A 25,637-nucleotide genomic window follows, 5' to 3' on the forward strand; every position below is an offset into this window, starting at 1 on the left:
AGGGCGGTTTTTTTCCTATTCACTTACCGTGCTTCTTCAACATTTCTCTTAAAAACTCCTCTGATTTCCCCTTTGGAATGCTGAGGCTCTCCCAGCGTTCATTTTTCAGGAGTTTGCCGATATAGACAAGCTGGCCCACATGATAAGAATAATGGGCAAGCTGCCTTTCAATGGCATCCAACACCAAGTGGCGCTCGCCGCGAATGGTGACCGTTTTTAATAGATCTTGCTCCGTGAGTTCCTCTAATGCATCCATCAGGGTTTGCCAGCCCTTTTCCCACACAATGGCCACTTCAGACTTTAAAGATAAATCGTTCTGGAACTCCCCGTCCCTGTTCCGGTAGTCTTTTTCACCATCAGCAGTCAAAAAATCCGTCCATCTTGAAACCATATTCCCGCTCATATGCTTTACGATGATCGCAGCACTGTTCGACGCACTGTTATCGGTCCAGAAGGTCTCCTCTTCCGATAGTTGTTCCAATGTTTTATCCCCAAGGCGTTTTACACTCCTAAATCGTTTAAGGATGACTCTTATATACTCATTCCCCAGACTCATATGGCCCCTCCTTCTACCATTCCCACTATCTTTCCAATGACATTTACCACTTCCGCTTCATCCCTGATTACAAATAGACGGTCCGCTTCCCCTTCATCAGGGGCTATCACCTTGCCAATTCCAGTTTCTTTATTTTGACGTGCCAGCACTTCTTCAAAAGTAGCGGCACTCCGGAATATGACTTTACTCCTTGTACTCACTGCAATACGCTCCTCGAGTATTTCATCAGGCAGATCGAAATGGACCAGGATGCTTTTGAATCCATTGCTTTTGAAGTAGTCGAGCAGTTCCTCCCTTCCTCCCTTGTTCCGGTTTGAATTGCAGATGATGAGGTGACAGTCTGTATGCCCGACTGCGTGATCGACAATGGCTTTGGAGACTGCATATTTGATTGTATTCGGCCCCTCTTTCGCCAATAACTTTCTATAATATGTTTTGATGAATTCTGCGTGGCGGTCCTGATCGATCACGACGGCATTCTCCATCTGCTCTTCCAGTTTATCCGCAAACGTCGACTTCCCGCTGTGGGTCTTGCCGACGGTCATGATGACGAAACGATTCATTCTTTTTCCCCCGTTCGTTCTATTTCAATAGTTTTATGAGCTTTTCCCTGTTCTTATCACCGCTGATTTTAAAATTATCGCCTTCCCCGGCCCTGATGATATGTGTATACCGTCCTGAGCTTTCCCATACCTTGAAATCATCTGTGGCGCCGTCTTCATAAGTGACGGTGACCAGGTAGTCTTCATGATTGGCCATTTCATAGATGGTATTTTTCTCATGCCTTGCTCTGTTCAGACTTTTGGTGAACGTCTTGATGGAAGACTGGTCCGTTACTATTTTCTCTTGACCATACGCCTCTGTTTTATGGTTGTACGTTTCAATCTCGATGCGCTCGATATTGGAGATCCCGTTGTAAAAAAACACATAACCGCAAAAAACAAGAATTGATATAGTCAGGATAATCAGGAACCACTTTTTCATCTGAAGCACCCTTCCAATTCTGGTTTAGACTATCCTTATTTTACCATGTACACTTCTCCTTCAGCTTCTTTTTCAGAAAAAAAACGCCCCTTAATCCAAGGGACGTTTTTTATTTTATATTGATTATTGCTCAAGCTTTCTCAGCCAAGCCGTAAGAAGGACGGCCCCGGCCACCATGATGGCCCCGATCCAAGGTGTATGGATCAGTCCAATTCCGTCTACGATGAGACCGCCGACGAACGATCCGATCGCGATTCCGACATTGAATGCCGCAATATTGAGGGCAGAGGCCACGTTAACGGCTGACGGCACATATTTTTCCGCCAGATCAACGACCAGCATCTGAAGCCCTGGTACATTCATAAAGGCAAACAAGCCCATGAGGAAGATGGCAATCAGACCGGCAATCTTGAACGGGGCCGCAAAGGTCAATCCCACGAGGATGACTGCCTGCAGGATGAACATCCAGAATAATGCCTTAAGGGGATTTCGATCGGATGCTTTCCCTCCGACCACGTTACCGATTGCCACGGCGATTCCATATACAAGAAGGATGATGCTCACCCATTTTGAGCTGAAACCTGTGACACTTTCCAAAAGCGGTGTCAGATACGTGAACGCAACGAATGTACCGCCGTAACCAAGTGCCGTGATGGCGAATGCCAACAGTAATTTCCCATTACGCAAAATCTTTAATTGCTCGCTGAATTTAGCCGGTGGTGCTTCTTTTAGATTTTTTGGTACAAGGATCGAGCTTGCAATGATGCCGATGACTCCGAGCAGCGCCACTCCCCAGAACGTCGCTCTCCATCCGAACGCCTGGCCGATGAACGTGCCAAGCGGTACTCCCGTTACGGTTGCGACAGTCAGTCCGGTGAACATGAAGGCGATGGCGCTTGCCCGTTTATGGGCAGGGACCAGATCTGCCGCGATCGTCGAACCGATTGAGAAAAAAATACCGTGTGAAAAGGCTGTGATGAAGCGTGCCACAAGAAGCAGACCGAAACTGGTTGAAAGGGCTGAAACCGAGTTGCCGACGATAAACAAAATCATCAACGACATTAAGAGCGACTTCCTGCTCATCTTGCTTGTCAAAGCTGTAAGGACCGGGGCACCGATTGCAACCCCGACTGCGTAGCCGGAAATCAATAACCCGGCGAGCGTGATTGATATCGACAAGTCATCCGCGATCGATGACAAAAGTCCGACCGGCACGAATTCAGTCGTCCCGATTCCGAAAGCGGAGATCGCCAGCGCCAGCAGCGCAGGCGTGCCCCCTTTTGTTTTTGAGTGGTTCATTGTATGTGCATGAGAACTCATTAGAGAATTCCTCCTTATATTGATTAAATTTGACGTGAGAAACGACTTTTTCATTTAATTTCAGTTGAAAGGAATCATTTTGATCTGAATTTCGTTAATTGATTGCTTGAAAGACCATTTTGAAGTTGTAAAACCGCCCCTCACTGGCCATCAGAACGATTTATTATCAAAAACGGGCAGTTTATTATCAAAAATCCGATTATATTATCAAACACCAGTGATTTATTATCAAAAATCCAATTATATTATCAAAAAGCAAAATGTCTTTAAAAACGGAAGCTGCCCTGTCAGCAGCAAAAGACCCTTAAACTAAACACCCGGTACTCACGAAGGCGCCTTTCGCTTTCCCGCCTATCCAACATTATGAGGGGTACGGTTCCATAATGGAATTACGCACTTTAAAGTGCTGTAGGCACCCCGGAGTTCCATAGGTACCCCAAAGTACCCTATAGAATGATCCGACGTTTTGTCGTACCATCAGAGTACAGAGTTGATTATGCATCCTTCCGTAAACCTTGGGAAGTACGCACTTTAAAGTGCAATAGGTACCCGGGAGTACCCATAAGACGCCAATCCGTCCATTAGGCGGTGTATGATCGGTTATGTTATATTTCAACTGTAATTAAGCGAATGAATACTACTACACGGAACATGATATACAGTAAGAAAAGATCCTTAGAGGAGGGTTATTAATGAAGAAGTACAATATCCCCGTGGAAGCGGCGCTTGAAGTGATCGGCGGTAAATGGAAAGTCGTCATCCTTTGCCATCTCATCGACAACGGTACGCTGCGTACCAGCCAGCTGAAGCGGATGATGCCGAACATCACGCATAAAATGCTCACCCAGCAGCTGAGGGAACTCGAAGCAGACGGCGTCGTCAATCGCATCATCTATAACCAGGTGCCGCCGAAAGTGGAATATGAACTGACTGAATACGGCAACTCCCTTGCCCCCGCCCTGCAGATGCTTTGTTCATGGGGCGAGCAGCATATTGAAAAAACGATTTCTGAAGGTGAAGATGTATTAGTAATTTCTGGAGAAAACGAATGATGGTTAACGTAAAAAACACCCAGATCTGAAAGGATTCAGGGTGTTTTCTTTTTAGTAAAAACTGCCCAAATTTACAGGGGGGAAACCGGATGCTTTGACTTCATAATACGACCTGTATTATATTAGTTGACGTATCAATGATTGACCCCTCAATCATTCAGAGGAGGAGGATGCTTTGTCCAGCGAAGAAACGATTTTACGTCATCTTAATGATATTTATAAACAGCTGAGCCCGAAGTTCGAACGATGCACGGGGATCAGCCAGTCACGCCTCGATCTGCTGCACAAGCTGATGGAAGTCGATGAAATCAGCCAGCGAGCCCTGCAGCGGGAAGTGAATATAGACAATGCAGCTGTCACACGGCATTTGAAGCAGCTCGAAGCAAAGGGAATGGTATCCCGCAGAAAGAATCCGGACGACAACCGGATCACATTTGTCAGCCTGACAGATGAAGGCAGAGAAAGAATTGCTGCTCTATGCAAAGAAAAGAAACAGTTCATCTCACAGATGCTGAAGGACTTCAGTACGGATGAACAAGAGATGCTGTCGGATTTGCTCATGCGAATCCAGCAAAATGTAAAAAACATTCAATACTAATATAAAGGAGTTTTTTCAACATGAACACAACAAGAATCAATGACTTTCAAGAAATCATCACAGGACGCCGCTCGATCCGCAATTACGATCCATCCATCAAAATCAGCAAGGAGGAAATGACTGAGATCCTTCAGGAGGCGACGCTTGCTCCTTCTTCTGTCAATCTGCAGCCGTGGCGCTTCCTCGTCATCGACAGCGCCGAAGGGAAAGAAACATTGGCACCGCTCGCCAAATTCAATCAGACGCAAGTGAAGACTTCCTCTGCTGTCATCGCTGTATTTGTTGACATGAACAGCCTGGATTACGCGGATGAGATCTATGACGAAGCCGTTGAAAAAGGCTATATGCCGGCTGAAGTCAGGGACCGCCAGCTTCCTTCGATAAAAGGCCTGCTTGATGTCATGCCGGCAGGACAATATAAGGAAATGAACCTGATTGACGGCGGCCTCGTATCCATGCAGCTGATGCTTGCAGCCCGTGCACATGGCTACGACACCAACCCGATCGGCGGCTACGAAAAAGACCAAATCGCGGAAGCTTACGGAATGGACAAAGACCGCTACTATCCGGTCATGCTCATCTCCATCGGTAAAGCAGCCGATGCAGGCTACAAATCCGTCCGCCTGCCTGTCGAAAAAATTACAGAATGGAAATAAACCGGGACAAGGGGACAGGTACACTGTCCCATCCCCTAACCCCTATAACTATAAAAGAAATGAGGAATCCATATGATCATCATCCACGCACATTTTCAAATCAATCCTGAAAAAGAAGCTGCTTTCCTTGAAGAGATGCAGGCCCTGGTCGCTGCTTCACGTAACGAAGACGGCAATGTCTCATACGATTTAATGAAAGCTACTGACGCTGACCACATCTATACAATGGTGGAAATCTGGAAAGATCAGGCTGCCGTAGAAGCTCACAATACAAGCAGCCACTTTACTTCTTTTGCAGGAAGAGCGCCGGAGTATATGACCGCTCCTATAGATGTCCAAGTTTACGCAGGCGAGAAAGTTGAAAGATAATCGCACTCCTTAAAAAAGTCGTCCATCATTATTTACTGGACGACTTTTTTAATACAGAAAGGGCGGTAATCCCTCCGGACATTCTCTACACTGTCCGCATTCACTTTAGTCATTCCCAATCCTCTGGCTATGTCCGCTACTCCCTCAAACCATCATCCTGCGATCGATAAAAAGACTTCCATCTTCCTGCATCTCCATATAAAAAACATCGCTTCGATTCAATTGCAATTTGTCCAGCTGCATATCAATCCAATCTTTCGTCACTCCCACTTCCTTCAAGTTCTGTTCAACAACCTTGCCATCCACGATTAATTCAGATGGTATGTACGTCGGTGGGGTTTTCACTATATTTTGATCCTCCCTCGTCACGGATTGATAAGCTGGCTTTAAGGTAACAGACAGCTTGCCATCCGGTTCAAAGACGGCCGTTTCAACAGCCTTCATTGAAAACAACCCCTTCTCCCGCAGCATCATGCTTAAATCATCCATATTGAGATGCAGCTTTTTTAACGTGTCTTCAAGGATTTTCCCCTTCTTAATGACGATTAAAGGCTCACCATCAAGAACTACTCTCACTTTGGAAGACTTAAGACTGATGTATCCAACCAGGAAGCTCAAGAAGCTCCACCAGATCAAACTGGTCAGCCCGTTCAGAAAAGGTGTCCCCGATTCCCCTGCTATATCCGCTGCGATCGAACCGATTGAAATACCGGTGATATAATTAAAAAAAGTCAGCTGGCTCAGCTGCTTTCTCCCCAGCAGCCGCGCGAGGAGCAACAATACCAGGAAACTTGCGGTTGACCGGGAGATCATCTCCAGGAAATCAACATCCTGCATGTTCACGTTCACCTTCCACTTTCATGGTTCCTTTCTCAATCCAGATAATGAACTTATAGAACAATACCAATAACAATAAAAGTATTGGATCTTCAATGGCAGAATACTCCCATTTCCACCAGCCGTATTGAAAATATCCCCATGGTTCAGGCAGTCTTGCCACCAACTCATAGATCAGCAGTCCTGCTGTCCATACTGCCACGTAGGAGAACTGCTTCAAAAACCCTTTTCCGAAGGGAAAAAAGTTGAGAAACAGGATGTTCACAGGCGGCAGTAAGATAGTATGACCCAACATCCCCTGCCAACTGATCCCTTTATCGAAGTATGAATAAGCCATATGCTTATATTCGATGAGCAAGTCATGTGCCAGTTGAAAGGCAATAGTAAACGTCCATATATGAAGTTTTTGGTTTCTCGTCAACCGGCCGCTGAAAAAGTAAGCTGCCGAATTGAAAATGATGATTGCTAGTATGAGTCCTATCATTATAATATCCTTTACGAGCTATATTTCTTTTAGTATTATACAAAATTTTACAATCATACTTTTTTTACAAATCTTCTTCAGTCTGCATACGAACTGCAGCGCGGTGAATCGATATTTTTTCAAAATAATATTTTCCTATTGATTTATGGAAAGAGTTTTCTTATAATAAGATTTATCGTATTTTAGTGCAAACGGTTGCATTTCATTGTATGTGTTCAGAGTACCCTACACTCAATTGCAATCCGGCTTTCATTTTTTATATTTAGAAATGAAAACGCACACAATTATTTTTGAAAACGAATACACAATAGATATTGGTATTAAAGGAGGAAACAGGGATTATGAAGAATTTAATGTCATTTGATTTCTGGCAGAAATTCGGTAAGGCATTGCTTGTTGTCGTGGCTGTTATGCCGGCTGCAGGAATCATGATTTCGATCGGTAAATTGATCGGTATGACGGGTGGAGATATCACGTTAGTGCAAACGGTTGCAAGAGTAATGGAAGACATCGGTTGGGGGATCATCACCAATTTACATATCCTCTTCGCCGTCGCCATCGGGGGATCTTGGGCCAAGGAGCGTGCCGGCGGGGCGTTCGCGGCACTCATCGCTTTCATCCTGATCAACCGCATCACCGGGGCGATTTTCGGAGTGAACGGTGACATGCTTGCCGACCCGGAAGCAACCGTTTCTTCCCTATTCGGACAGACATTGATTGTATCTGACTATTTTACATCAGTTCTTGGTGCACCTGCCTTGAACATGGGTGTGTTCGTCGGGATCATCTCAGGTTTCCTGGGAGCGAATCTTTTCAACAAATATTACAACTTTGATAAACTGCCGGACGCTCTTTCGTTCTTTAACGGTAAGCGTTTCGTGCCATTCGTGGTGATCGGCGGATCGGTCATTACAGCGATTGCACTATCCATCCTCTGGCCGTTCATCCAGGGAGCCCTGAACGATTTCGGTCAATGGATTGCGACTTCACGCAACAGTGCACCGATCATCGCACCATTCATTTTCGGTGCCATGGAACGTCTGCTGCTGCCATTCGGACTTCACCATATGCTGACGGTTCCAATCAACTACACCGAGCTTGGCGGAACTTATAAGATTCTCACCGGATCGAATGCAGGTTCAACGGTAGCCGGACAAGATCCATTGTGGCTTGCCTGGATCGCCGATTTGAACAATTTCCTTAAAGCCGGGGATACAGAAAGCTACAAGCTATTATTGAATGACGTAACACCTGCACGTTTCAAAGTGGGTCAGATGATCTTATCATCAGCTGCCCTCATCGGTATCGCATTCGCGATGTACAGAAACGTCGACCAGGATAAAAAGAAAAAATACAAATCCATGTTCTTCTCAGCTGGTCTTGCTGTCTTCTTGACAGGTGTGACCGAGCCGATTGAATTCATGTTCATGTTCGCAGCACCTCTTCTATACGTTGTGTACGCCATCATGACAGGTCTTGCGTTCGCGATTGTCGATATCATCAACATCCGCGTCCACTCATTCGGATCGATCGAGCTGTTGACACGTGTTCCGATGATCGTCAAAGCCGGACTCTGGATGGACCTTGTCAACTTCGTCATTGCTTGTCTTGTCTTCTTCTTCCTGAACTTCGGGGTTGCCAACTTCCTGATCAAGAAGTTCAACTTCCCGACACCAGGACGCAACGGTAACTATATTGAAGATGAAGCAGCAGGCGGAAGTTCTGCTGTGAAAAAAGACTCCATCGCCCCGCAGATCGTCGCTTTACTCGGCGGTCAGGAAAACATCGTGGACGTGGATGCATGCATGACCCGCCTTCGTGTCACCGTCAAAGACACAAACCTTGTCGGCACCGAAGCGGAATGGAAACAGAATGGTGCACTAGGACTGATCCTGAAGGATAAAGGCGTACAAGCCATCTATGGTCCTAAAGCAGACGTCATCAAATCCGATATCCAGGATCTTCTTGGAGCGTAATGATGAAACTGCTGACATTGAACTGCCACTCGTGGCAGGAAGACAACCAGCTTGAAAAGATATCGATCCTGGCTCATGCTATCGCAGAGAAATCCTACGATGTCATCGCCCTCCAGGAAGTCAGCCAGCTGACCGAAAGCGAGGCAGTATCGGGCCTTGTAAAAAAAGACAATTTCGCCCTTGTATTGCTTGATGAACTTAATAAGCTGGGCGTCGCCGATTACCAGATCGTCTGGGATTTCGCTCATATCGGCTATGATGTCTACGAAGAAGGCGTCGCGATTTTGACAAAGCATGATATCGTCGAAGAACACCGCTTCTTCATATCCAAAAGTCACGACCAGTCCTACTGGAAGACCCGCAAGATCGTCGGGGCGACGATTTCCTATCACGGCCGCCCCCTTTCCTTCTACTCCTGCCATCTCGGCTGGTGGCAGGACGAAGAGGAACCTTTCAAGTATCAAGTAGATTCATTAGTCGAACAAGTCACCACAGAATCACCTTACTTTTTAATGGGCGACTTCAATAACAACGCCCATGTCCTGGATGAAGGCTATGATTACCTTCTATCAAAGGGTCTTATAGATACGTACGACCTCGCTGCCATTCGCGATGACGGCATAACCGTCGAAGGAAAAATCGCTGGCTGGGATGAAAATAAAGTCGACTTGCGAATCGATGTGATTCTGACAAGTGAAAAAGTAGATGTACCCTCATCCAGCGTTATTTTCAACGGTAAAAATAAACCTGTGGTGTCGGATCATTATGGGGTTGAAGTGAATATTAATTTTAATACTTTGTGAGAAGAAGCCCGGAGCCCCCATGTTCCGGGCTTCTTCTCTAAATTTGAAAATGGATCACAAATTTAGAGAATGAATTATATTTTTGCAGAATGGATCATAAACTGCTTCCAATTAAGATTTCACCCAATTTACAAGTAAAAGTTCTCATATCCGAGTACATTTTTTTTATAAGACCCCTTCTCTTCCCGGTAAAAATCATGAAAAATGGAGGTAAGCAACCTCTTCTCGATGGGGAAGCCAACAAAGCAAAACAAAAAGCCGGACTCCTCAGTGGGAGCATCCGGCATTTTGTTTTTTTATTGTTTAAAACTGCCTATCCACCAACAGTCTCATCACAAGCCCCTATAAAGGTTTGCGGAGTAATTTCTGCATTGAATGTTGTAGAAAACGAACTGCCATCATTTGATGCTTCAATCGTAACATCAGCGGTATCATCAGGCAGAATTGTATAAGAAAAATTCACAATATACTCACCAGTTGGCATCACGTTTCCATTTTGTTGTGCAGTACCGTCCACCATGAAGGCAATCGTATTATCTTCACACGAAATCATCCCGCGTCTGCCCATGGTAAAATTGATTGTGGTCCCTGGAGGCCCTCCGAAGTCAATAGTAAAGTTATTTACTGCAGGGTTGCAGTTTGGTCCGGCGGTAAAGCATTGTACGGCAGAAAAATTGATTGTTTCCGTGAACATTTGCGGATCTCCTCCATCAACGACTACCTGCGCCGTTGCGTCGGTTGCTTCAATGCCTAATCTATACTTACAAGTACATTCATTAAGACCCATTTATCCTCTCCCCCTTTTTCTCAGAATACTTCATTATATGAACTGTACAATTTCGTTGATTGGGACATATTAGCAGTGACTTCAACCATTTCTTACAGAATGATCATCTATTCCCTCTCGATTTGCGGTCGAATATCCCTACAAGCTGGTTTTCATGTCTGGACGTTTTGCTTGTCAGGTAAAAATTCGTTACCAACCCCCGTTCCCAGCAAAATGTTGAAACCTCACCCACCCCTCATCCGTATATAAACCATACACAGAAATAGACCTTTGAAAGGGGAACATACATTGGGTAATATATTATTATTTTCAGTGATTGTCGGATTGATCATGGCGCTGCTCCTGGTCCCGGTCACTTTCACAAAAAAGAAGGAAGGCAAAGCGAATCCTTCCGTGGTCGGGATGATTGCTGCCACCATGATCATTACGGTCATCGGTGCCTTTATCTTCTATTACATGACGAACCTCGACCGCAACTTTACGTCGATGTGGATCCTGTTCATTATTGCGGCAGGTGCCGGAGCCGCTTTTGCAGCCGGTAAGGAGCGCATGATCAAAGGAGCGATTTTCCTCATCGGCCTTGGTGTCGGTGCCTACTTCCTGACTGCATTCGTGTTCAATGCCGATGAGAAGTATCAATCGGCCAAAATGGATGTGAAAACGGAAATCCAAGCATTTGATGAAAACGAAACACCAGCGAGCGTACCTCCGCAATTTGCACGCAACAAAATGAAAAAAGCATTTGGGCAAGTACCGAATACAAGCTATTATGAACTCGGGAGCCTGCAAATCCAAAAGGTCGACGGTGAGTATGTCTACATCGCACCGGTCGAATTCTCCGGATTCTTCAAATGGATCAAAGGAGACGAAACTCCTGGTTACTTCACGCTGAGTGCGACTGATTCATCAGCAAATCCGAAATTCATGAAGGAAGAAATGACCTATACTCCATCTTCTTTCTTCAATAAGAATATTGAGCGTCATATCCGGATGCAGTATCCAAAATATATTTTCAACGGTGATCCGCAGCTAGAAATCGACGATGAGGGCAAACCGTTCTATATCCGCACATATGGTGACTTCATCTCTGCCCGTAATGGATTTGAGGCGGAAGGAATTGTCGTCGTGGATCCTCAGAACGGCGCGACGAAATCCTATAAACTGAGTGAAACCCCTGACTTTATAGACGGGGCGGTGTCGCCGGAAACGGTCAGCCTGCAGAACAGCTACTTCGGTAACTACGTCCAGGGCTTCTGGAACAGCGTTTTCGGTAAATCGGAAGTAAAGCTGCCGTCTGATGAAGGAACCGAAGCGAATGTCAGCCCTATTTTCACCGAAGACGGCGAAATGTACTACTTCACTGATTTCACGTCACCGAAGGAAGGCGTCGATTCGATGCTCGGGTACTCCCTGACCAACTCACGTACAGGCGAGGCAACATTCTATACAGGTAACCTCGAAGAGTCTTATATGGATTCACAGGGTGCCCTGCAGATCATCCAGAAGAAATTCATCGAGAAAAAATGGGACGGTGAAATGCCGGTTCTATATAACTTCTTCGGTGAAGCAAGCTGGCTGACACCGGTTCTTGACGCGAATGGCTTCCTGCAAAACTACTTCATCGTATCAGCAGCGAATCCGGAGATTTCCGCCTATGCAGATACGCCGAACCAGGCCATCAAGAAATACAAAACCGCCCTGCAAAAAGGCGGCGGCACAGTGGACGGCAGCTCCAAGGCTGAAGAAAAGCAAGCAGCCGGAACCGTCGTACGCGTATACAAAGAAAAGGTCGGTGACTACACGGCTGTCTCCTTCCTGTTGGATAACGGCAAGAACTACCTCGTTTCTTCCGAGCTCAGCCCGCTGGCGATTTACCTGAAGGAAAAGGACAAAGTGAGCGTCACCTTCATGGATACAGGCGAAAGCTTCCTGCCGGTGAAAGAATTGAAGATTGAGGGATTGGAATAAAAAATAAAGATGAGGACGAAACCTGTAAGTTAGGTTTCGTCTTTTATTTATTGGATAGCTTCTATGAATTTTCTAATTTCATTAAGACCTAAAGATTGGTTCCAATGCACATATTATAAGATCCGACTATGCAGCACCCCATTCATATTCACTGAATTGAGGATAAAGAAGGACGGCTGCGGCTGATTCATTCATATCTCATCTTCCTCTCATATCCCTCTCATCTGAGGTACCTTTTAGTGCTTATAAATTTAACATATATACCCAATCACACTAGTACAAAACACCTTCTAGAAACTTCTCCGCCTCTCCATCTACCCTCACATGATAAAAATCTTTTCCCCTCTTCCGTTTACTCTTTCTGTATAAGTGGTAACGAGTTACAAAAACCACTTTTTTGGAGGATGATTGATATGAGTGAACGTTTAGCGGGGAAAATAGCTGCAGAGGTCCTGGAAGAATGGGATATTCGTCATATATTCGGATTGCCCGGTGATTCGATCAATCACTTTGTCGACAACTTGAGAAGCGAAAAGGAACAGCTTGAGTTCATTCAGGTCCGGCACGAGGAGGTCGCTGCACTCGCTGCTTCTTCATATGCAAAGGTGACGGGCAGAATCGGCGTATGCCTGTCGATCGGCGGTCCAGGTGCGATCCATCTTCTCAACGGGCTGTATGATGCCAAGGCCGACGGGGCACCGGTGCTTGTCCTGGCCGGCCAGGTGGAGACCAGCAAGCTTGGGGAGGACTCGTTCCAGGAGGTCCACCTTGAGCGTTTGTTCCAGGATGTATCTGTATTCAATGCCCGCGTTTCTTCAGCGGACTCATTCCCGGATCTGTTGAATCAGGCAATACGGACGGCCTATGCGAGAAAAGGAGTTTCCGTGCTCGTCATCCCGGATGATATGCCTGCACAAAAAATCAAGGACAGTGTCCGCAATACTTCAAGCGTTTCTTCGGTGGCAAAGCCGGCACCGATGCTTGATGATTTACAGAATGGACTTCAGCTTCTGCAGGAAGCCAAACGTCCGGTCATCCTCGCGGGGACGGGAGCTAAGGGAGCAGTGAATGAACTGGAAGAGTTCGCAGACAGGCTCGCCGCACCCATCATTTTCACCCTTCCGGCAAAGGGGACCCTCCCTGATGAACATCCGCTTAATCTCGGCCAGCTCGGACAGATCGGGACGAAACCTGCCTATGAGGCCATGGAGGAAACCGACCTGCTCATCATGATCGGCACGTCCTTTCCTTACCGGGAGTTCCTGCCGGATGATGCAAAGGCTGTCCAGATCGATGCAGATCCCGCCCAGATAGGCAAACGCTATCCTGTAACGGCAGGGATTGCAGGTGATTCCAAGCTTGTTCTCCAAGAATGGAATAAGTCCCTCCCCCGCAGGGAAGACCGTGGCTTTTTAAAAGAATGCCAGATCAATATGAAGAACTGGTGGAAGCATGTTGAAAAGGATGAAGTTGAAGCGACCACCCCGATCAAACCGCCGCAGGTCATCCCGATGATCCAGAAGATTACCGACCACGATGCCTCCCTTTCCGTTGACGTCGGGAACGTAACGGTCTGGACGGCCCGGCATTTCCGTATGACCAACCAGAAATTCATCATTTCCAGCTGGATGGCGACAATGGGCTGCGGACTGCCGGGAGCTATCGCCAGCGCCCTGGCCAACCCTGACCGGCAGTCGATCGCCGTATGCGGGGACGGCGGTTTCACCATGGTGATGCAGGATTTTGTGACCGCCGTCAAATACAAGCTTCCAATCATCGTCGTCATCCTCAACAACAGGAAGATCGGGATGATCAAATATGAACAGGAATCGATTGGTCACCTTGAATATGAAACCGACCTTCAGGATATCGACTTTGCCCAATTTGCCAAATCTTGCGGTGGTGAAGGCTACAGGGTCGTGAAACATGAAGACCTCGAACCCGCTTTCGATATGGCAGCTAAATCGAATAAACCGGTCATTATTGATGTTCACATAGAAGATCAGCCGCCGCTCCCCGGAAAGATCACAATGGATCAGGCCGCCGGTTATTCAAAGCATGTGATGAAAAAATTCTTCAAGCAGCATGAAGCAGAAATGCCTCCGCTTCGCAAAGCATTAAAGCGGCTGTTTTAAGGAGGATGCACATGAAACGTCTGTTATTCCTGGTACTTTTTATCACCATAATGCCGCTCTCAGGATGCAGTTCGCTTCAGGTCCTTGATCCGAAAGGGCCTGTAGCCAAACTGCAGGAAAACTTGTTCCAGCTTTCCACTGGAATCATGATTCTTGTCTTCATCATTGTCTTTTCGATGTTTGTTGTTTTCACATGGAAATACAGGGAGACCCCTGAGCGCAGGGACATAACCCCTGACTATGTGAAAGGGAACAGAAAATATGAAATCGCCTGGACCGTGATTCCCATCATCCTTCTCTTGATCCTGGCAGTCCCCACCGTCCAGGGAACTTTTTCACTTTCAGATTCCCAGGAAAAAGAAGACGGCAAGATGGAAATCACCGTGACAGGACATCAGTACTGGTGGGAATTCCACTACAGCGATGAGGGGATCACCCTGTCGAATGAGGTATGGATACCGGTAGACACGCCAGTCGTATTCAAGCTGAAATCAGATGATGTCATCCATTCCTTCTGGGTTCCGCAGCTCGGTGGAAAAAAGGATTTAAATCCCGGGGGCACAAACCCTAACCGGCTGACCCTTCACGCGTCTGAAACCGGGGTATATGAAGGGAAATGCGCGGAACTCTGCGGAGCCTCCCACTCCTTGATGAGATTCAAAGTCCATGCCGTCAGCAAGGAAAAATATGATGAATGGATAAGTGACAAACAGGAGGATCGGGCACCTGAGGCGGCTGCATCCGATTCATATGAAAAAGGAAAGAAACTGTTCACATCCAACTGCCTAAGCTGCCACGCCGACGGATACACGGAGAAACGCGACGGTCCGAACCTTGCCGGCATCGGCAGGAAGGACTATATCGCGAGTGTCATTCCTAACAGCGAGGCGAATATGAAAAAGTGGATAAAAGATCCGAAATCCTTCAAGCCCGGGGCAAAAATGCCCGGATTCAATGATCTGACGGATGAGGAACTGAATGCACTCGCAAACTACCTATCCAACTTAAAATAACCCACAGGGTGAAAAGGGGGTACTCCAATGGACATCAAATATACGATTTTCGGCAGGGAGTTTGTATTCCCGTCGGATATCATCGCAGCGGACCTTTCGATTCTGCTGATGGGAATACTGGCCGTATTTTTCCTGACCCGGTATAAGAAGTGGACATACGCATGGGACTGGATGACCTCCACCCACCACACGAAGGTCGGGATCATGTATCTTGCCGCCGGCGGTGCATTTTTCCTGAGGGCCGGGCTCGATGCGCTGATCATCCGGCTGCAGCTGGCCCTCCCCGAGAATCAGTTCTGGGTCTTTCAAGGTGAAAAATACAATCAGATGATGACGACGCACGGGACGACCATGATCTTTTTCGTGGCGATGCCGCTCTTGATCGGATTAATGAATGTGGCCGTCCCGCTCCAGATCGGCGCAAAGGACCTCGCCTTCCCTTATATGAATCTGCTCAGCTTTTGGCTGTTCCTGACGGGCGGGGCGCTGGTGAATGTGAGCTTTGTGCTTGGCGGTTCACCGTCAACCGGCTGGACGGCGTACTCCCCTCTCAGTCTCGATGCATTTAGTCCCGGCCCCGGTCTTGACTATTATACGCTCGGCATCCAGATCGCGGGGGTCGGCACCATGCTCTCGGCCATCAATTTTCTTGTCACCATCATCCGGAAACGTGCAAAAGGGATGACATTCATGAGGATGCCGCTTTTCACATGGTCCTCATTCGTTACATCGATATTGATTTTATTTGCCTTCCCGGCATTGACCGTTGCTTTGCTGCTCCTGATGATGGACCGCGTCTACGGCACGGCATTCCTTAGCGGTACGGACGGGAATCCGTTGATCTGGCAGCATTTATTCTGGATATTCGGCCATCCCGAGGTCTACATATTGATTCTCCCTGCTTTCGGGATCTTTTCGGATGTCATCACGACTTTTTCAAGAAGAAATTTATTTGCGTATGGCGCAATGGTCTTCGCGCTGGTCCTGATCGGATTCCTCGGCTTCATGGTGTGGATCCACCATATGTTCACAGTCGGTCTCGGGCCCATTTCAAATGCAATTTTCGCACTGGCGACGATGTCGATCGCCGTCCCGACCGGTATCAAGATTTTCAACTGGCTGTTCACCCTCCGCGGTGGCGTCATCCGGTTCAAGACGGCCATGCTTTTCTCCCTTGCCTTCATTCCTACATTCTTGATTGGCGGGGCCACCGGTGTCATGCTTTCAGCTGCCCCGGCGGATTATCAGTACCATGACAGTTATTTTGTCGTCGGTCATTTTCACTATGTGATTGTAGGGGGCACCATCTTGGGGATTTTTGCCGGCGTCTACTACTGGTGGCCAAAGATGTTCGGCTTCCTTTTAAACGAGGTGCTTGGAAAATGGCATTTCTGGCTGTTCACCATCGGCTTCCATGTCACCTTTTTCCCGATGCATCTCATGGGGCTGAACGGGATGCCGCGCAGGGTCTTCACCTATTTTGAAAGGGACGGCCTCGGGAGCCTGAATCTGATAAGCACGGTCGGCGCCTTCATCATGGCCGCTGCCGTCATGATCTTCCTGTTCAATATCTACTGGAGCATTCGGCACGGCGAAAAAGACACCACGGGGGACCCATGGGACGGACGTACGCTTGAATGGGCGCTCCCGTCCCCGCCCCCGGAAGGCAACTTTATCGATCGCCCGGTCGTCACGACAATCGATCAGTTATGGTATGAAAAGCAGAAAGGAGATGGGACCCTGCGGACCATCAGAGAGGACGGACCGATTTATTTATCCAAGAACACTGCCCAGCCTGTGTTTCTGTCTGGCATCCTTTTCGCCTCCTCATTCGGCTTCATCTTTTATCAGCCCGCCATCCAATGGGCGGGTGTGATCGGGGTTGCAGCCATGCTGATCCTGAGGTCTTTCAAGGATAGCAGCTGGCAGGCACACACCCGTTCAGAAATTGAAGAAAAGGAGGGGAAATCATGAACACAGAGTCCTTTCTTCTCGAGCAGAAAGAAGACAAGAAAATGGCCATGTGGTTTTTCATCGCTGCAGAGGTCGTCATCTTCGCTTCTTTATTCGGCGTCTATCTGACACTGCGTTCCCATACCGACGGGGGCCCCTCCCCGAAAGAGATGCTGGAACTGAAAGGAGTGATGGTTTCGACCGTCCTCCTGCTTTCGAGCAGCTTCACGATTTACATCGCAAGTCATGCGGCCGAAGGGAAACAAGCAGGTAAGACGGCCGCACTTCTTGCGCTGACACTGGTCTTGGCCGGATTATTTTTATTCATGGAAGGAAGAGAATTTCTCCATTACTACGAAAAAGGCTACGAAATGCAGAACAGCTCTTTCTTATCCGCTTTTTATCTCCTTGTCGGGACCCACGGGGCGCATGTTGCCGCAGGATGCATCTGGATGGCCCTCCTGCTCCTCCACCTGAAGATGAAGGGCCCGGCTAAACAAATGCAGTCAAAGCTCGCCGTATTCTCCCTTTACTGGCACTTTGTCGATCTTGTATGGGTCCTGATTTTCACACTCGTCTATTTATACGGGAAGGTGGGGTAGCACCATGAAAAAATCGAAGCTGATCATCCTATATGTGATTGTCATCGGCACGGTCGTCGCGGGATATCTGCTGATCGAATACGGCAGGAAGCAGATATCTCCGGCAGCTGCCCTGTTGTCGATCCTTGCTCTGGCCGCCGTCTCCATCGCGGTTCAGTTGACATCGCTGATGAAGGCGAAGCCGCCACTGAACAAATGGAAATGGCTTTCGTTATCAAGCGGCCTCCTCATCGGCGGCCTTGCGGTTTTATATCTGGTTTTATTGGAATAGGAGGAAAACAAATGGATGGAATTTCAATTGTATTAGGCATTTTATTAACACTTATCGGACTGATCATCCTGGTTCCAGCCGTGATGATCCTGTATCTTATGTTCAAAGATGAAAAACAAGAAGAACATGCCGTCCTTCGTAATTTTCCGATCCTCGGAAAGATGAGGTATATTTTAGAGAAAATCGGACCGGAAATGCGGCAGTATCTCTTCTCGAATGACAATGAAGGGAAACCATTTTCCCGGAATGAATACCAGCAGACCGTGCTTTCGGGTAAGTACAAATCCCGCATGCTCGGATTCGGTTCTGAACGCGATTTTGAAAAGGAAGGCTATTATATCCGGAATGCATTATTCCCGGTCCAGCGTGATGAACTGCGTGTCGACAATAGTCAGAAAATCAACTCGATGTTATATAAAATCGATAAGGACAATCTATTCAGGAGGAAGGAACACCGCGAGGAAAAAGAGGTCTCCCCCTTCCTGCTCCGTGAAGAAGATTCCCCTGTCATCGGGAAGGAAACATGCAGGAACCCCTTCAAAGTCAGGAGCCTCGTCGGGCAGTCGGCGATGAGCTACGGATCGCTCGGGGAAAAAGCCATCACCGCCCTGTCGACCGGTCTCGCCCTCGCCAAAGGGACATGGATGAACACCGGTGAAGGAGGATTATCGAAGCATCACTTAAAAGGCGGTGTCGATATCATCTGCCAAATCGGACCGGGCCTGTTCGGTGTCCGTACCAAGGACGGAGAGTTCTCATGGGAAGAATTCAAGAAAAAGAGCGATCTGGATGAAGTGAAGGCATTCGAACTGAAGCTCGCACAGGGAGCCAAAACCCGCGGCGGTCACGTCGACGGGGCCAAGGTAACACCGGAGATCGCCAACATCCGAAACGTGGAACCACATAAATCGATCGACAGTCCCAACCGCTTCAAGGAATTCGGGACCAATGAAGAAATGCTCGATTTCATCGAGAAAATGCGCGAAATCGGCGGAAAGCCGGTCGGAATCAAAATCGTTATAGGGAACACGGATGATTTCGAAAAACTCGCTTCCTATATGGCTGCTTCGGGAAAACACCCGGATTTCATCACGGTGGACGGCGGCGAAGGCGGAACCGGGGCTTCCTATCAGGAATTGGCTGCTTCAACGGGTGTGCCGATCAAATCGGCCCTGCCTTATGTCCATGATACGCTCCTTAAATTCGGCGTCCGCGACAAGTTGAAGATATTCGCATCCGGAAAACTTTTGACTCCTGATAGAATCGCCTTCGCTCTCGCCCTCGGTGCCGATTTTGTCAACATCGCAAGGGGCCTGATGTTCTCCGTCGGCTGCATCCAGGCACAGGTATGCCACACCAACAACTGCCCGGTCGGCGTCGCAACAACCGACGACAAACTTCAAAAGGCCCTGATCGTCGAGGAAAAAGCTTTCCGTGTCTGCAACTATATGCTGTCCCTTCGCGAAGGACTGTACAACCTTGCAGCGGCAGCAGGCGTCGATACACCTGTAAAACTCAATCGCGGGCATATCGTGTTCCGCGACAAAGACGGCCGGCTGTATCCGATGGAACCGGATGCGGCTCATGTTTTGCAAAAGGCATAAAATCCTGCCCGTCCCTCCAAGGTAAGATCAGGGACGGGCTTTTATATACCATTGACAATCTACAACTATGGTAAAATATTGAATACATACTATTTGAAAGAAGTGATGGGTGTGGAAGATCCCAGAGAAAACATTCTTTTTCATCATCAAGAATTCATCAGATGGGCACGATCGCTGGAATCTCTTCCCAAGGAAGAATGGCTTCGTCCAATTGAAGAAGGCAAGTGGAGCATCGCCGAAATAGTCGGCCATCTTGGGCCTTGGGATGATTTTGTCATGAATAAGCGCCTCCCCTTTCTTGGAACGGGAGACCCGCTGCCGACCGCCCCAGATCCGCAGATGTTAAATGAACAATCTGCTGCCAAGGCACGTACAAGCAATCAAACAGCAGTCATCCGGCAATTTATCCTTACAAGAGAAAAATTGATTGAAAGCTTAAAAGAGATACCTGCTGAATCCTGGGAACAGACACTCAAACCCGGCAGTAAAGAAATAACCCTGATCAAGTATCTCGAGGGGCTGGCTGAACATGACCTTCACCATAAACGGGAAGTGGACCGGGCCATTGAAAAAAGAAACGCTGGGATTTGAAATCCGAGCGTTTCTTTTTTAAAGGAGTTTAGTAATAATCCTCCGCATTCATATAGAACACGTGATTATCCGTCCACTTTCCATTTTCATTTATAAAGCCTTTCCGCGTGCACTCATACTTCATGCCGATTCCTTCAGCAAGCTTGATCGAAGGGGTATTATCAAGATTGATATGTGCTTCCACCCGGTGGTAATTGATTTTTTCAAAAGCGATCTTCAGCGCCCCGCGGACGGCTTCTTTCCCATATCCCTGCCGCCAGTGCGTATTATTCAGCGTATAGCCGACCCGGCCCCAATGAAAATTAAGCCTCATGAGCGTAGAGAAATCAACGCTCCCGATATAAGCACCCGTCTGCTTTAGAAAGATACCGAATATATACACCTCATCGCTATTCATCATGATATTCTGCTGATCGATCATATTGTGGAACCAGAATTCCGTACACTCGCTCATATCCTGCAAGCCGATATCATATTTATGCTGCGAAGGCAGCTTGTTCATATTTTCATGAAGCCAGTTATGATAATCACTCTTCATGAACGGCCTGACAACCAATCTGGCCGTCTCAACGCTTAAACTCCTTTTATCCACGGAGGCACCTCACTTTCAGGGCGGACCCGGAAAATTCTTTTTCTCTTATTATACCAGTTTATGAGGTGCGCCCTTACTCCATTCTTTCAATCTTGATTTCTTTTTTATAAGGAAAACCGAAATACGTATATTTCACCGTCACGGAGTCGACTTTCTTGCAATGATCGACCGCCAGGCCGTAATGACGAATCGTACTTCTGTTATCCAGTTCTTCCAGCTCGATGACCTCTTCACGGTTCAGCTTTGGTTCAATTTCGTACTCATCTATAGGGTGAAAACTGATTCCATCGATTTCTTCCTTTAATGCAAAAATGCCTATCAGCGCACTGGAACGGCTCACCCCCAAGTCCACCTTGCAAGGACGGTCGCCTTCGTTGACAAATACCTTTTTCAACTTGACCCCGTGAAAGCTTTCGTTCTGCAGCTCCACCGTCACAAGTCCAGGCTGGGCGCTGCTCCACCCATAGCCATTACTCGCAAGCGGAGGATTCAATTTTAAATAGAGCACCAGGCACGCCAAGAGAAACGCGGCACAACCGATGATCCATCTCACCATCTTATTCACTGAGTTTCACCTCACAGCTATCCTCTCCTATCAGCCTACGATACAGCTTCCCAGATTGTGCTTATTCCGCATCCTCTAATTTTTTCCACAAAAAAGAAGCGCCCCCTCAAGAGAAACGCTTCGCTTCCATCATTTTTGCTGATTCCACTTTTCCCACTCTTCCTCAAGCTCCTTCTCTATTTCCTCATCCGAAAGGGAATGGTCGTCACCATTATCAAAATAATTGGCAATGCGGCCGAGCCTGACATTAATCATCCACAGACTGATCACCACGAATGAAATAATAAGAATCACAATAAGTTCCATGAACACTTCTAATCCCCTCCTTACCTATCTATATTAAGAAGGGCCACCAAATAGACGAGGGTTTGAAAAGAAGGGTCGGAAGAATTATATCCGACATGGCTTGGGATGAGATGCGGGCTGGGCCTGGGTAATGGAAGGGGGCTTGTGGATTGGGATGGGTCGGCCCGGTTGGGGATTGCGGGCCGGGGGAGGACAGGTACGTCGGCCCAGTTGGTGCCTGGTGCAGGGTGTAGAGGCTGGGTTGCGGGGTGCCTGGCTCGATTCGGGATGATTGAGCCAGGCTCGATTCCGTCGTTTTGAGCCAGGCTCAAAGTCGGGGTGTTGAGCCTGGCTCAGATTTGGGTTTTTGTTCCTGGTTCAAATTGGCGGTTTGTGCCTGGAACAAACCCGGGCAGCTGTGCCTGGCACAAACCTCCTTGATTGTGCCAGGCACAGACATCTGCAAAAAAATGTACCAGGTACAAATAGTATTTCTTGTACCTGGTACATTTCCTCTATATTGTACCAGGTACAAAATCAACGACCAGTCCCCGATACATTACCGCAGCATGGTGCCTGGTAAAAATCATCCATCTGAACCAGGTACACCAACACTGCATTGTACCTGGTACAAACCCACACCCCCGTACCTGGTACACACATCGCATACCTCAATTCCTAATAAGCCTTCGCCCAATACACCATCTTCTCAGCCGGTTTCCCGCAGCAGACGCAGATGTCTCCGACTTTCTCCTGATCGAACGGCATGCAGCGTGAAGTCGCGCCGGTTTCTTCCTTGATTTTCTCTTCACAGGCAAGCTCGCCGCACCACATTGCTTTTACGAAGCCGCCTTTTTCCGAGACAACCTTTTTGAACTCTTCAAACCCTGCAGCAATGGTCGTCATTTCTTCGCGATGCTCCTTTGCTTTTTCAAAAAGGTTCTTCTGGATTTCTTCGAGAAGTTCAGGCACTTTCGTTTGAAGCTCACCCACTGAGACCGTCACTTTCTCACCGCTATCACGGCGGGCCAGGATCACCTGGCCATTCTCGATATCACGCGGCCCGACTTCGAGGCGCAATGGAATCCCCTTCATCTCATATTCATTGAACTTCCAGCCCGGTTTTTTATCGCTCGCATCGATCCCGACACGCGCCACGGCTGACAGCTTCTCTTTTAAATCATAGGCAAAATCAAGCACGCCCTCTTTATGCTGAGCGATCGGCACGATCATCAGCTGAGTCGGTGCCATTCGCGGCGGTACGACAAGTCCCCGGTCGTCGCCGTGCACCATGATCATCGCTCCGATGATGCGCGTCGTCAATCCCCATGATGTCTGTTGCACATGCTGCAGCTTTCCTTCGCGGTCGGTGAATTGAATACCGAACGCTTTCGCAAATCCGTCACCCAGGTGGTGGGACGTCCCGGATTGCAGTGCTTTTCCATCGTGCATCAGGCTCTCAATCGTATACGTATACTTCGCACCGGCAAACTTTTCTTTTTCCGTCTTCTGACCCTTCACCACCGGGATTGCCAGCAGCTCTTCGCAAAGCTCCGCATACACGTCGAGCATCCTTACCGTTTCTGCGTGGGCGTCCTCATCCGTCTCATGGCATGTATGACCTTCCTGCCACAGGAACTCCAGCGTCCGCAGGAACGGCCGCGTCGTTTTTTCCCAGCGCACGACATTTGCCCATTGATTATAAAGCTTCGGCAGGTCGCGGTAGGAGTGGATGATGTTTTTATAATGCTCGCCGAACAGTACCTCGGAAGTCGGGCGTACACATAATCGCTCAGCCAATTCCTCTTCACCGCCGTGCGTCACCCAAGCCACTTCCGGCGCAAATCCTTCGATATGATCCTTCTCCCGCTGCAGGAGGCTCTCCGGAATGAACAGCGGCATATACACATTCTCATGCCCTGTCTCCTTGATTTTCGCATCGAGCGCACTCTTGATATTTTCCCAGATCGCATAGCCGTAAGGACGGATGATCATCGATCCTCGGACGCTCGAGTAGTCGACCAGCTCCGCCTTCTTCACGACATCTGTATACCACTGGGCGAAATCCTCGTCCATCGCCGTGACATCTTTTACAAATTCTTTTGCCATACTAAGCACCTCTTTTTTATAAAATAAAAAAGCCCCGCTCATCATCAGGGACCATTACTGGCGGTACCACCCTGATTCAAAGCAAAGCTTCACTCTCTCACATGATAACGGTATGAACCGCTGAATATTCAGACTCAGAGGCAGGTTCAAATGATTGTCTATAGGAGCCTCGCACCAATCGGCCCCCTCTCTGAAAAGACAGGGTCACTCTACTGATCCTCATCGAAGATTTCAAGTATTTGAACTGATTATATAGAGATTTCCATGTAGTGTCAATTTAATTTTCAGCGAGGTTCGATTGCGGCCCTTTCAGCCCGCTTCTCCCCCGCCCGGCTCAATGAATAGATACAGAGTAAAACGGTTACCACCGCCATGATCAGGGAACCGCCTGCCACGACGTGACGGATGGACAAAACTTGAGCACCCGCACCGATCAGTATGGTTGCAGCGATAACCATAAACCCTTCGATCCAGTCGTACACACTGCTCACCCGTCCCATCACTTCAACAGGGATCCGCTCCTGAATGAATGTGTCAAACCCGGTTTGAGCAAAGGCAAGAGCGAAAGACAACAGCGAAAACCCGATGGCTGCAGCCATAAATCCACCCGAGACCGAATAAACCATGTATCCCGCAGATACCGCGACCGATCCGAACGCAATAAGCTTTACATCCCGGACCTTGTCTGCAATCACGGTATTCACCACTGCTCCGGCGAGATATCCCGCTCCCGCAATACTCACAAGATATCCATACGTGCTGTTCGAAAGTCCGAGCACTTCTTTTGAAAAAGCGGCCTCCAGCGAATCGACGGCCGCAGTGAGCACAATCATGCAGCTGAATAAAAAGTACACCACCATCACATAGATGCGATGCATGCTGAAACGCCTGACCACCCGCAGATCCTCTTTTATCATGTCCAGCGACAGCTTCTTCGCCTCCTCGGCTGCGCCCACTTCCACATCCGGCAGCAAAAGGGTCACCACCCCGGAGAGTAACAACGCCGCTCCATTTAAAAAGATGGCGGTTTCCGGGGTGCCCACAATGAAAAGCAATCCTGCAACCGCAGGCCCGACAATGAATGCACCGGAACCCACCAGACTCCTGAGTGCATTGAACCTCTGCCTTTTATTCTTCGGGATCAGCATCGTCATATACGTCATCGATGCCGGATAAAAAACAGAACTCCCCATATTGACCACAAACACCACCGCGTACATGAGCGGCAGTGAAGAAATGAACGGCAGCACTGCCACCAGGACAGCCCTGGATACATCCAAAAACACCATCAACCTCCGCTTATTTAACCTGTCGACCACACTCCCCGCCCACGCATTCACAACCAATGCGGCAAGCGGCTTCAACACATATAATATGCCGACTGCCAGTGCCGAACCCCACTCATCCAGCACAATCAGATTCAGAGCGATCAAGAAAATCCATGCCCCGATATTAGACAACCCGATACTCAACAACAGCAACAACGGATTCTTCCAACCCATCAACCATTCCTCCCCGCGATTTTAT

26 protein-coding genes and 1 other annotated feature are annotated in these 25,637 nt (G+C 48.1%); of the genes, 14 read left to right on the forward strand and 12 right to left on the reverse strand.

Going from position 1 to position 25,637, the window contains the following annotated elements; genetic code table 11:
• Positions 1–19: 19 nt before the first annotated feature.
• The 4 genes from ACKA06_RS00720 to ACKA06_RS00735 all read right to left on the reverse strand — a co-directional run bounded on the left by ACKA06_RS00720 (position 20) and on the right by ACKA06_RS00735 (position 2,860).
• Positions 20–556, reverse strand: a complete 537-nt coding sequence (locus tag ACKA06_RS00720; RefSeq protein ID WP_032085674.1) for a DUF1572 family protein — start codon at positions 554–556, stop codon at positions 20–22.
• Positions 553–1,119, reverse strand: coding sequence for an ATP-binding protein (locus ACKA06_RS00725; protein WP_197670103.1), 567 nt, complete (start codon positions 1,117–1,119; stop codon positions 553–555). The genes ACKA06_RS00720 and ACKA06_RS00725 overlap by 4 nt, the downstream gene beginning before the upstream one ends.
• A gap of 19 nt (positions 1,120–1,138) precedes the next feature.
• Positions 1,139–1,540, reverse strand: a complete 402-nt coding sequence (locus ACKA06_RS00730) for a hypothetical protein (RefSeq protein ID WP_197670102.1) — start codon at positions 1,538–1,540, stop codon at positions 1,139–1,141.
• A gap of 123 nt (positions 1,541–1,663) precedes the next feature.
• Positions 1,664–2,860 carry an MFS transporter gene (locus tag ACKA06_RS00735; RefSeq protein WP_197670101.1) on the reverse strand — a complete coding sequence of 399 codons (1,197 nt, stop codon included), beginning with the start codon at positions 2,858–2,860 and terminating at the stop codon, positions 1,664–1,666.
• A gap of 692 nt (positions 2,861–3,552) precedes the next feature.
• On the opposite strand from ACKA06_RS00735, the gene ACKA06_RS00740 reads away from it, so the two are divergent.
• From ACKA06_RS00740 to ACKA06_RS00755, 4 genes are all read left to right on the forward strand, one after another.
• Positions 3,553–3,912, forward strand: a complete 360-nt coding sequence (locus ACKA06_RS00740) for a winged helix-turn-helix transcriptional regulator (RefSeq protein WP_411158830.1) — start codon at positions 3,553–3,555, stop codon at positions 3,910–3,912.
• Positions 3,913–4,087: 175 nt separating this feature from the next.
• Positions 4,088–4,510 (forward strand): MarR family winged helix-turn-helix transcriptional regulator, encoded by a 423-nt coding sequence (locus ACKA06_RS00745; RefSeq protein ID WP_032085669.1) that lies wholly within the window; start codon positions 4,088–4,090, stop codon positions 4,508–4,510.
• 20 nt (positions 4,511–4,530) lie between these two features.
• Entirely contained in the window at positions 4,531–5,166 is a 636-nt protein-coding gene (locus ACKA06_RS00750; protein WP_197670100.1) for a nitroreductase family protein, read from the forward strand.
• A gap of 72 nt (positions 5,167–5,238) precedes the next feature.
• Complete coding sequence (locus tag ACKA06_RS00755) at positions 5,239–5,535, forward strand: putative quinol monooxygenase (protein ID WP_197670099.1); 297 nt, start codon at positions 5,239–5,241, stop codon at positions 5,533–5,535.
• 144 nt (positions 5,536–5,679) lie between these two features.
• Here the strand turns inward: ACKA06_RS00755 and ACKA06_RS00760 are convergent, their stop codons facing one another.
• Positions 5,680–6,372, reverse strand: coding sequence for a DUF421 domain-containing protein (locus tag ACKA06_RS00760; protein ID WP_411158831.1), 693 nt, complete (start codon positions 6,370–6,372; stop codon positions 5,680–5,682).
• Complete coding sequence (locus ACKA06_RS00765; RefSeq protein WP_411158832.1) at positions 6,359–6,856, reverse strand: hypothetical protein; 498 nt, start codon at positions 6,854–6,856, stop codon at positions 6,359–6,361. Before ACKA06_RS00765 ends, ACKA06_RS00760 begins: the two co-directional genes overlap by 14 nt.
• Before the next feature lie 341 nt (positions 6,857–7,197).
• On the opposite strand from ACKA06_RS00765, the gene ACKA06_RS00770 reads away from it, so the two are divergent.
• Together ACKA06_RS00770 and ACKA06_RS00775 are read left to right on the forward strand one after the other, a co-directional pair.
• A complete protein-coding gene (locus ACKA06_RS00770) occupies positions 7,198–8,832 on the forward strand; it encodes a PTS transporter subunit IIBC (protein ID WP_197670098.1) in 1,635 nt (544 codons plus the stop codon).
• A 2-nt stretch (positions 8,833–8,834) separates the two neighbouring features.
• Positions 8,835–9,635, forward strand: a complete 801-nt coding sequence (locus tag ACKA06_RS00775; protein ID WP_411158833.1) for an endonuclease/exonuclease/phosphatase family protein — start codon at positions 8,835–8,837, stop codon at positions 9,633–9,635.
• 313 nt (positions 9,636–9,948) lie between these two features.
• On the opposite strand, the gene ACKA06_RS00780 is transcribed toward ACKA06_RS00775, so the two are convergent.
• The gene (locus tag ACKA06_RS00780) at positions 9,949–10,422 is read right to left on the reverse strand and encodes a hypothetical protein (protein ID WP_411158834.1); all 474 of its coding nucleotides are present in this window, start codon (positions 10,420–10,422) and stop codon (positions 9,949–9,951) included.
• A 288-nt stretch (positions 10,423–10,710) separates the two neighbouring features.
• Between ACKA06_RS00780 and ACKA06_RS00785 the strand changes: the two genes are divergently transcribed.
• The 8 genes from ACKA06_RS00785 to ACKA06_RS00820 all read left to right on the forward strand — a co-directional run bounded on the left by ACKA06_RS00785 (position 10,711) and on the right by ACKA06_RS00820 (position 20,559).
• Complete coding sequence (locus tag ACKA06_RS00785; RefSeq protein WP_411158835.1) at positions 10,711–12,390, forward strand: hypothetical protein; 1,680 nt, start codon at positions 10,711–10,713, stop codon at positions 12,388–12,390.
• A 413-nt stretch (positions 12,391–12,803) separates the two neighbouring features.
• Positions 12,804–14,525 (forward strand): pyruvate oxidase, encoded by a 1,722-nt coding sequence (locus ACKA06_RS00790; RefSeq protein WP_411158836.1) that lies wholly within the window; start codon positions 12,804–12,806, stop codon positions 14,523–14,525.
• Between the two features lie 11 nt (positions 14,526–14,536).
• A complete protein-coding gene (coxB, locus tag ACKA06_RS00795) occupies positions 14,537–15,538 on the forward strand; it encodes a cytochrome c oxidase subunit II (RefSeq protein ID WP_411158837.1) in 1,002 nt (333 codons plus the stop codon).
• A 27-nt stretch (positions 15,539–15,565) separates the two neighbouring features.
• The gene (locus ACKA06_RS00800; RefSeq protein WP_411158838.1) at positions 15,566–17,512 is read left to right on the forward strand and encodes a cytochrome c oxidase subunit I; all 1,947 of its coding nucleotides are present in this window, start codon (positions 15,566–15,568) and stop codon (positions 17,510–17,512) included.
• Positions 17,509–18,093, forward strand: coding sequence for a cytochrome c oxidase subunit 3 (locus ACKA06_RS00805; protein WP_411158839.1), 585 nt, complete (start codon positions 17,509–17,511; stop codon positions 18,091–18,093). Before ACKA06_RS00800 ends, ACKA06_RS00805 begins: the two co-directional genes overlap by 4 nt.
• Positions 18,094–18,097: 4 nt before the next feature.
• On the forward strand, positions 18,098–18,364 hold the full coding sequence (locus ACKA06_RS00810; protein WP_411158840.1) for a hypothetical protein: 267 nt from the start codon (positions 18,098–18,100) through the stop codon (positions 18,362–18,364).
• 11 nt (positions 18,365–18,375) lie between these two features.
• Entirely contained in the window at positions 18,376–19,968 is a 1,593-nt protein-coding gene (locus ACKA06_RS00815; RefSeq protein ID WP_411158841.1) for an FMN-binding glutamate synthase family protein, read from the forward strand.
• 111 nt (positions 19,969–20,079) lie between these two features.
• Entirely contained in the window at positions 20,080–20,559 is a 480-nt protein-coding gene (locus ACKA06_RS00820; protein ID WP_411158842.1) for a DinB family protein, read from the forward strand.
• Between the two features lie 28 nt (positions 20,560–20,587).
• Here ACKA06_RS00820 and ACKA06_RS00825 read toward each other — a convergent pair whose 3' ends face one another.
• The 5 genes from ACKA06_RS00825 to ACKA06_RS00845 form a co-directional block, all read right to left on the reverse strand.
• On the reverse strand, positions 20,588–21,151 hold the full coding sequence (locus ACKA06_RS00825) for a GNAT family N-acetyltransferase (protein ID WP_032085652.1): 564 nt from the start codon (positions 21,149–21,151) through the stop codon (positions 20,588–20,590).
• 73 nt (positions 21,152–21,224) lie between these two features.
• Positions 21,225–21,716: a hypothetical protein gene (locus ACKA06_RS00830; protein ID WP_197670088.1), complete on the reverse strand. Its 492-nt coding sequence runs from the start codon at positions 21,714–21,716 to the stop codon at positions 21,225–21,227.
• A 129-nt stretch (positions 21,717–21,845) separates the two neighbouring features.
• Positions 21,846–22,028, reverse strand: a complete 183-nt coding sequence (locus tag ACKA06_RS00835) for a hypothetical protein (protein ID WP_032085650.1) — start codon at positions 22,026–22,028, stop codon at positions 21,846–21,848.
• 651 nt (positions 22,029–22,679) lie between these two features.
• Positions 22,680–24,110: a proline--tRNA ligase gene (gene proS / locus ACKA06_RS00840; RefSeq protein ID WP_411158843.1), complete on the reverse strand. Its 1,431-nt coding sequence runs from the start codon at positions 24,108–24,110 to the stop codon at positions 22,680–22,682.
• Between the two features lie 43 nt (positions 24,111–24,153).
• Positions 24,154–24,345 (reverse strand) — a binding site (T-box leader).
• Between the two features lie 49 nt (positions 24,346–24,394).
• The gene (locus ACKA06_RS00845; protein ID WP_411158844.1) at positions 24,395–25,612 is read right to left on the reverse strand and encodes an MFS transporter; all 1,218 of its coding nucleotides are present in this window, start codon (positions 25,610–25,612) and stop codon (positions 24,395–24,397) included.
• Positions 25,613–25,637 lie beyond the last annotated feature (25 nt).

The organism is Rossellomorea oryzaecorticis (genome assembly GCF_045897515.1).
Lineage (GTDB): Bacteria > Bacillota > Bacilli > Bacillales > Bacillaceae_B > Rossellomorea > Rossellomorea enclensis.

What these genes read in the sequence shown, in the direction of transcription:
- ACKA06_RS00720 (WP_032085674.1), bottom strand. Translation starts at nt 556, where the DNA reads ATGAGTCTGGGGAATGAGTATATAAGAGTCATCCTTAAACGATTTAGG.
- ACKA06_RS00725 (WP_197670103.1), bottom strand. Translation starts at nt 1,119, where the DNA reads ATGAATCGTTTCGTCATCATGACCGTCGGCAAGACCCACAGCGGGAAG.
- ACKA06_RS00730 (WP_197670102.1), bottom strand. Translation starts at nt 1,540, where the DNA reads ATGAAAAAGTGGTTCCTGATTATCCTGACTATATCAATTCTTGTTTTT.
- ACKA06_RS00735 (WP_197670101.1), bottom strand. Translation starts at nt 2,860, where the DNA reads ATGAGTTCTCATGCACATACAATGAACCACTCAAAAACAAAAGGGGGC.
- ACKA06_RS00740 (WP_411158830.1), top strand. Translation starts at nt 3,553, where the DNA reads ATGAAGAAGTACAATATCCCCGTGGAAGCGGCGCTTGAAGTGATCGGC.
- ACKA06_RS00750 (WP_197670100.1), top strand. Translation starts at nt 4,531, where the DNA reads ATGAACACAACAAGAATCAATGACTTTCAAGAAATCATCACAGGACGC.
- ACKA06_RS00755 (WP_197670099.1), top strand. Translation starts at nt 5,239, where the DNA reads ATGATCATCATCCACGCACATTTTCAAATCAATCCTGAAAAAGAAGCT.
- ACKA06_RS00760 (WP_411158831.1), bottom strand. Translation starts at nt 6,372, where the DNA reads ATGCAGGATGTTGATTTCCTGGAGATGATCTCCCGGTCAACCGCAAGT.
- ACKA06_RS00765 (WP_411158832.1), bottom strand. Translation starts at nt 6,856, where the DNA reads ATGATAGGACTCATACTAGCAATCATCATTTTCAATTCGGCAGCTTAC.
- ACKA06_RS00770 (WP_197670098.1), top strand. Translation starts at nt 7,198, where the DNA reads ATGAAGAATTTAATGTCATTTGATTTCTGGCAGAAATTCGGTAAGGCA.
- ACKA06_RS00775 (WP_411158833.1), top strand. Translation starts at nt 8,835, where the DNA reads ATGAAACTGCTGACATTGAACTGCCACTCGTGGCAGGAAGACAACCAG.
- ACKA06_RS00780 (WP_411158834.1), bottom strand. Translation starts at nt 10,422, where the DNA reads ATGGGTCTTAATGAATGTACTTGTAAGTATAGATTAGGCATTGAAGCA.
- ACKA06_RS00790 (WP_411158836.1), top strand. Translation starts at nt 12,804, where the DNA reads ATGAGTGAACGTTTAGCGGGGAAAATAGCTGCAGAGGTCCTGGAAGAA.
- coxB (WP_411158837.1), top strand. Translation starts at nt 14,537, where the DNA reads ATGAAACGTCTGTTATTCCTGGTACTTTTTATCACCATAATGCCGCTC.
- ACKA06_RS00800 (WP_411158838.1), top strand. Translation starts at nt 15,566, where the DNA reads ATGGACATCAAATATACGATTTTCGGCAGGGAGTTTGTATTCCCGTCG.
- ACKA06_RS00805 (WP_411158839.1), top strand. Translation starts at nt 17,509, where the DNA reads ATGAACACAGAGTCCTTTCTTCTCGAGCAGAAAGAAGACAAGAAAATG.
- ACKA06_RS00810 (WP_411158840.1), top strand. Translation starts at nt 18,098, where the DNA reads ATGAAAAAATCGAAGCTGATCATCCTATATGTGATTGTCATCGGCACG.
- ACKA06_RS00815 (WP_411158841.1), top strand. Translation starts at nt 18,376, where the DNA reads ATGGATGGAATTTCAATTGTATTAGGCATTTTATTAACACTTATCGGA.
- proS (WP_411158843.1), bottom strand. Translation starts at nt 24,110, where the DNA reads ATGGCAAAAGAATTTGTAAAAGATGTCACGGCGATGGACGAGGATTTC.
- ACKA06_RS00845 (WP_411158844.1), bottom strand. Translation starts at nt 25,612, where the DNA reads ATGGGTTGGAAGAATCCGTTGTTGCTGTTGTTGAGTATCGGGTTGTCT.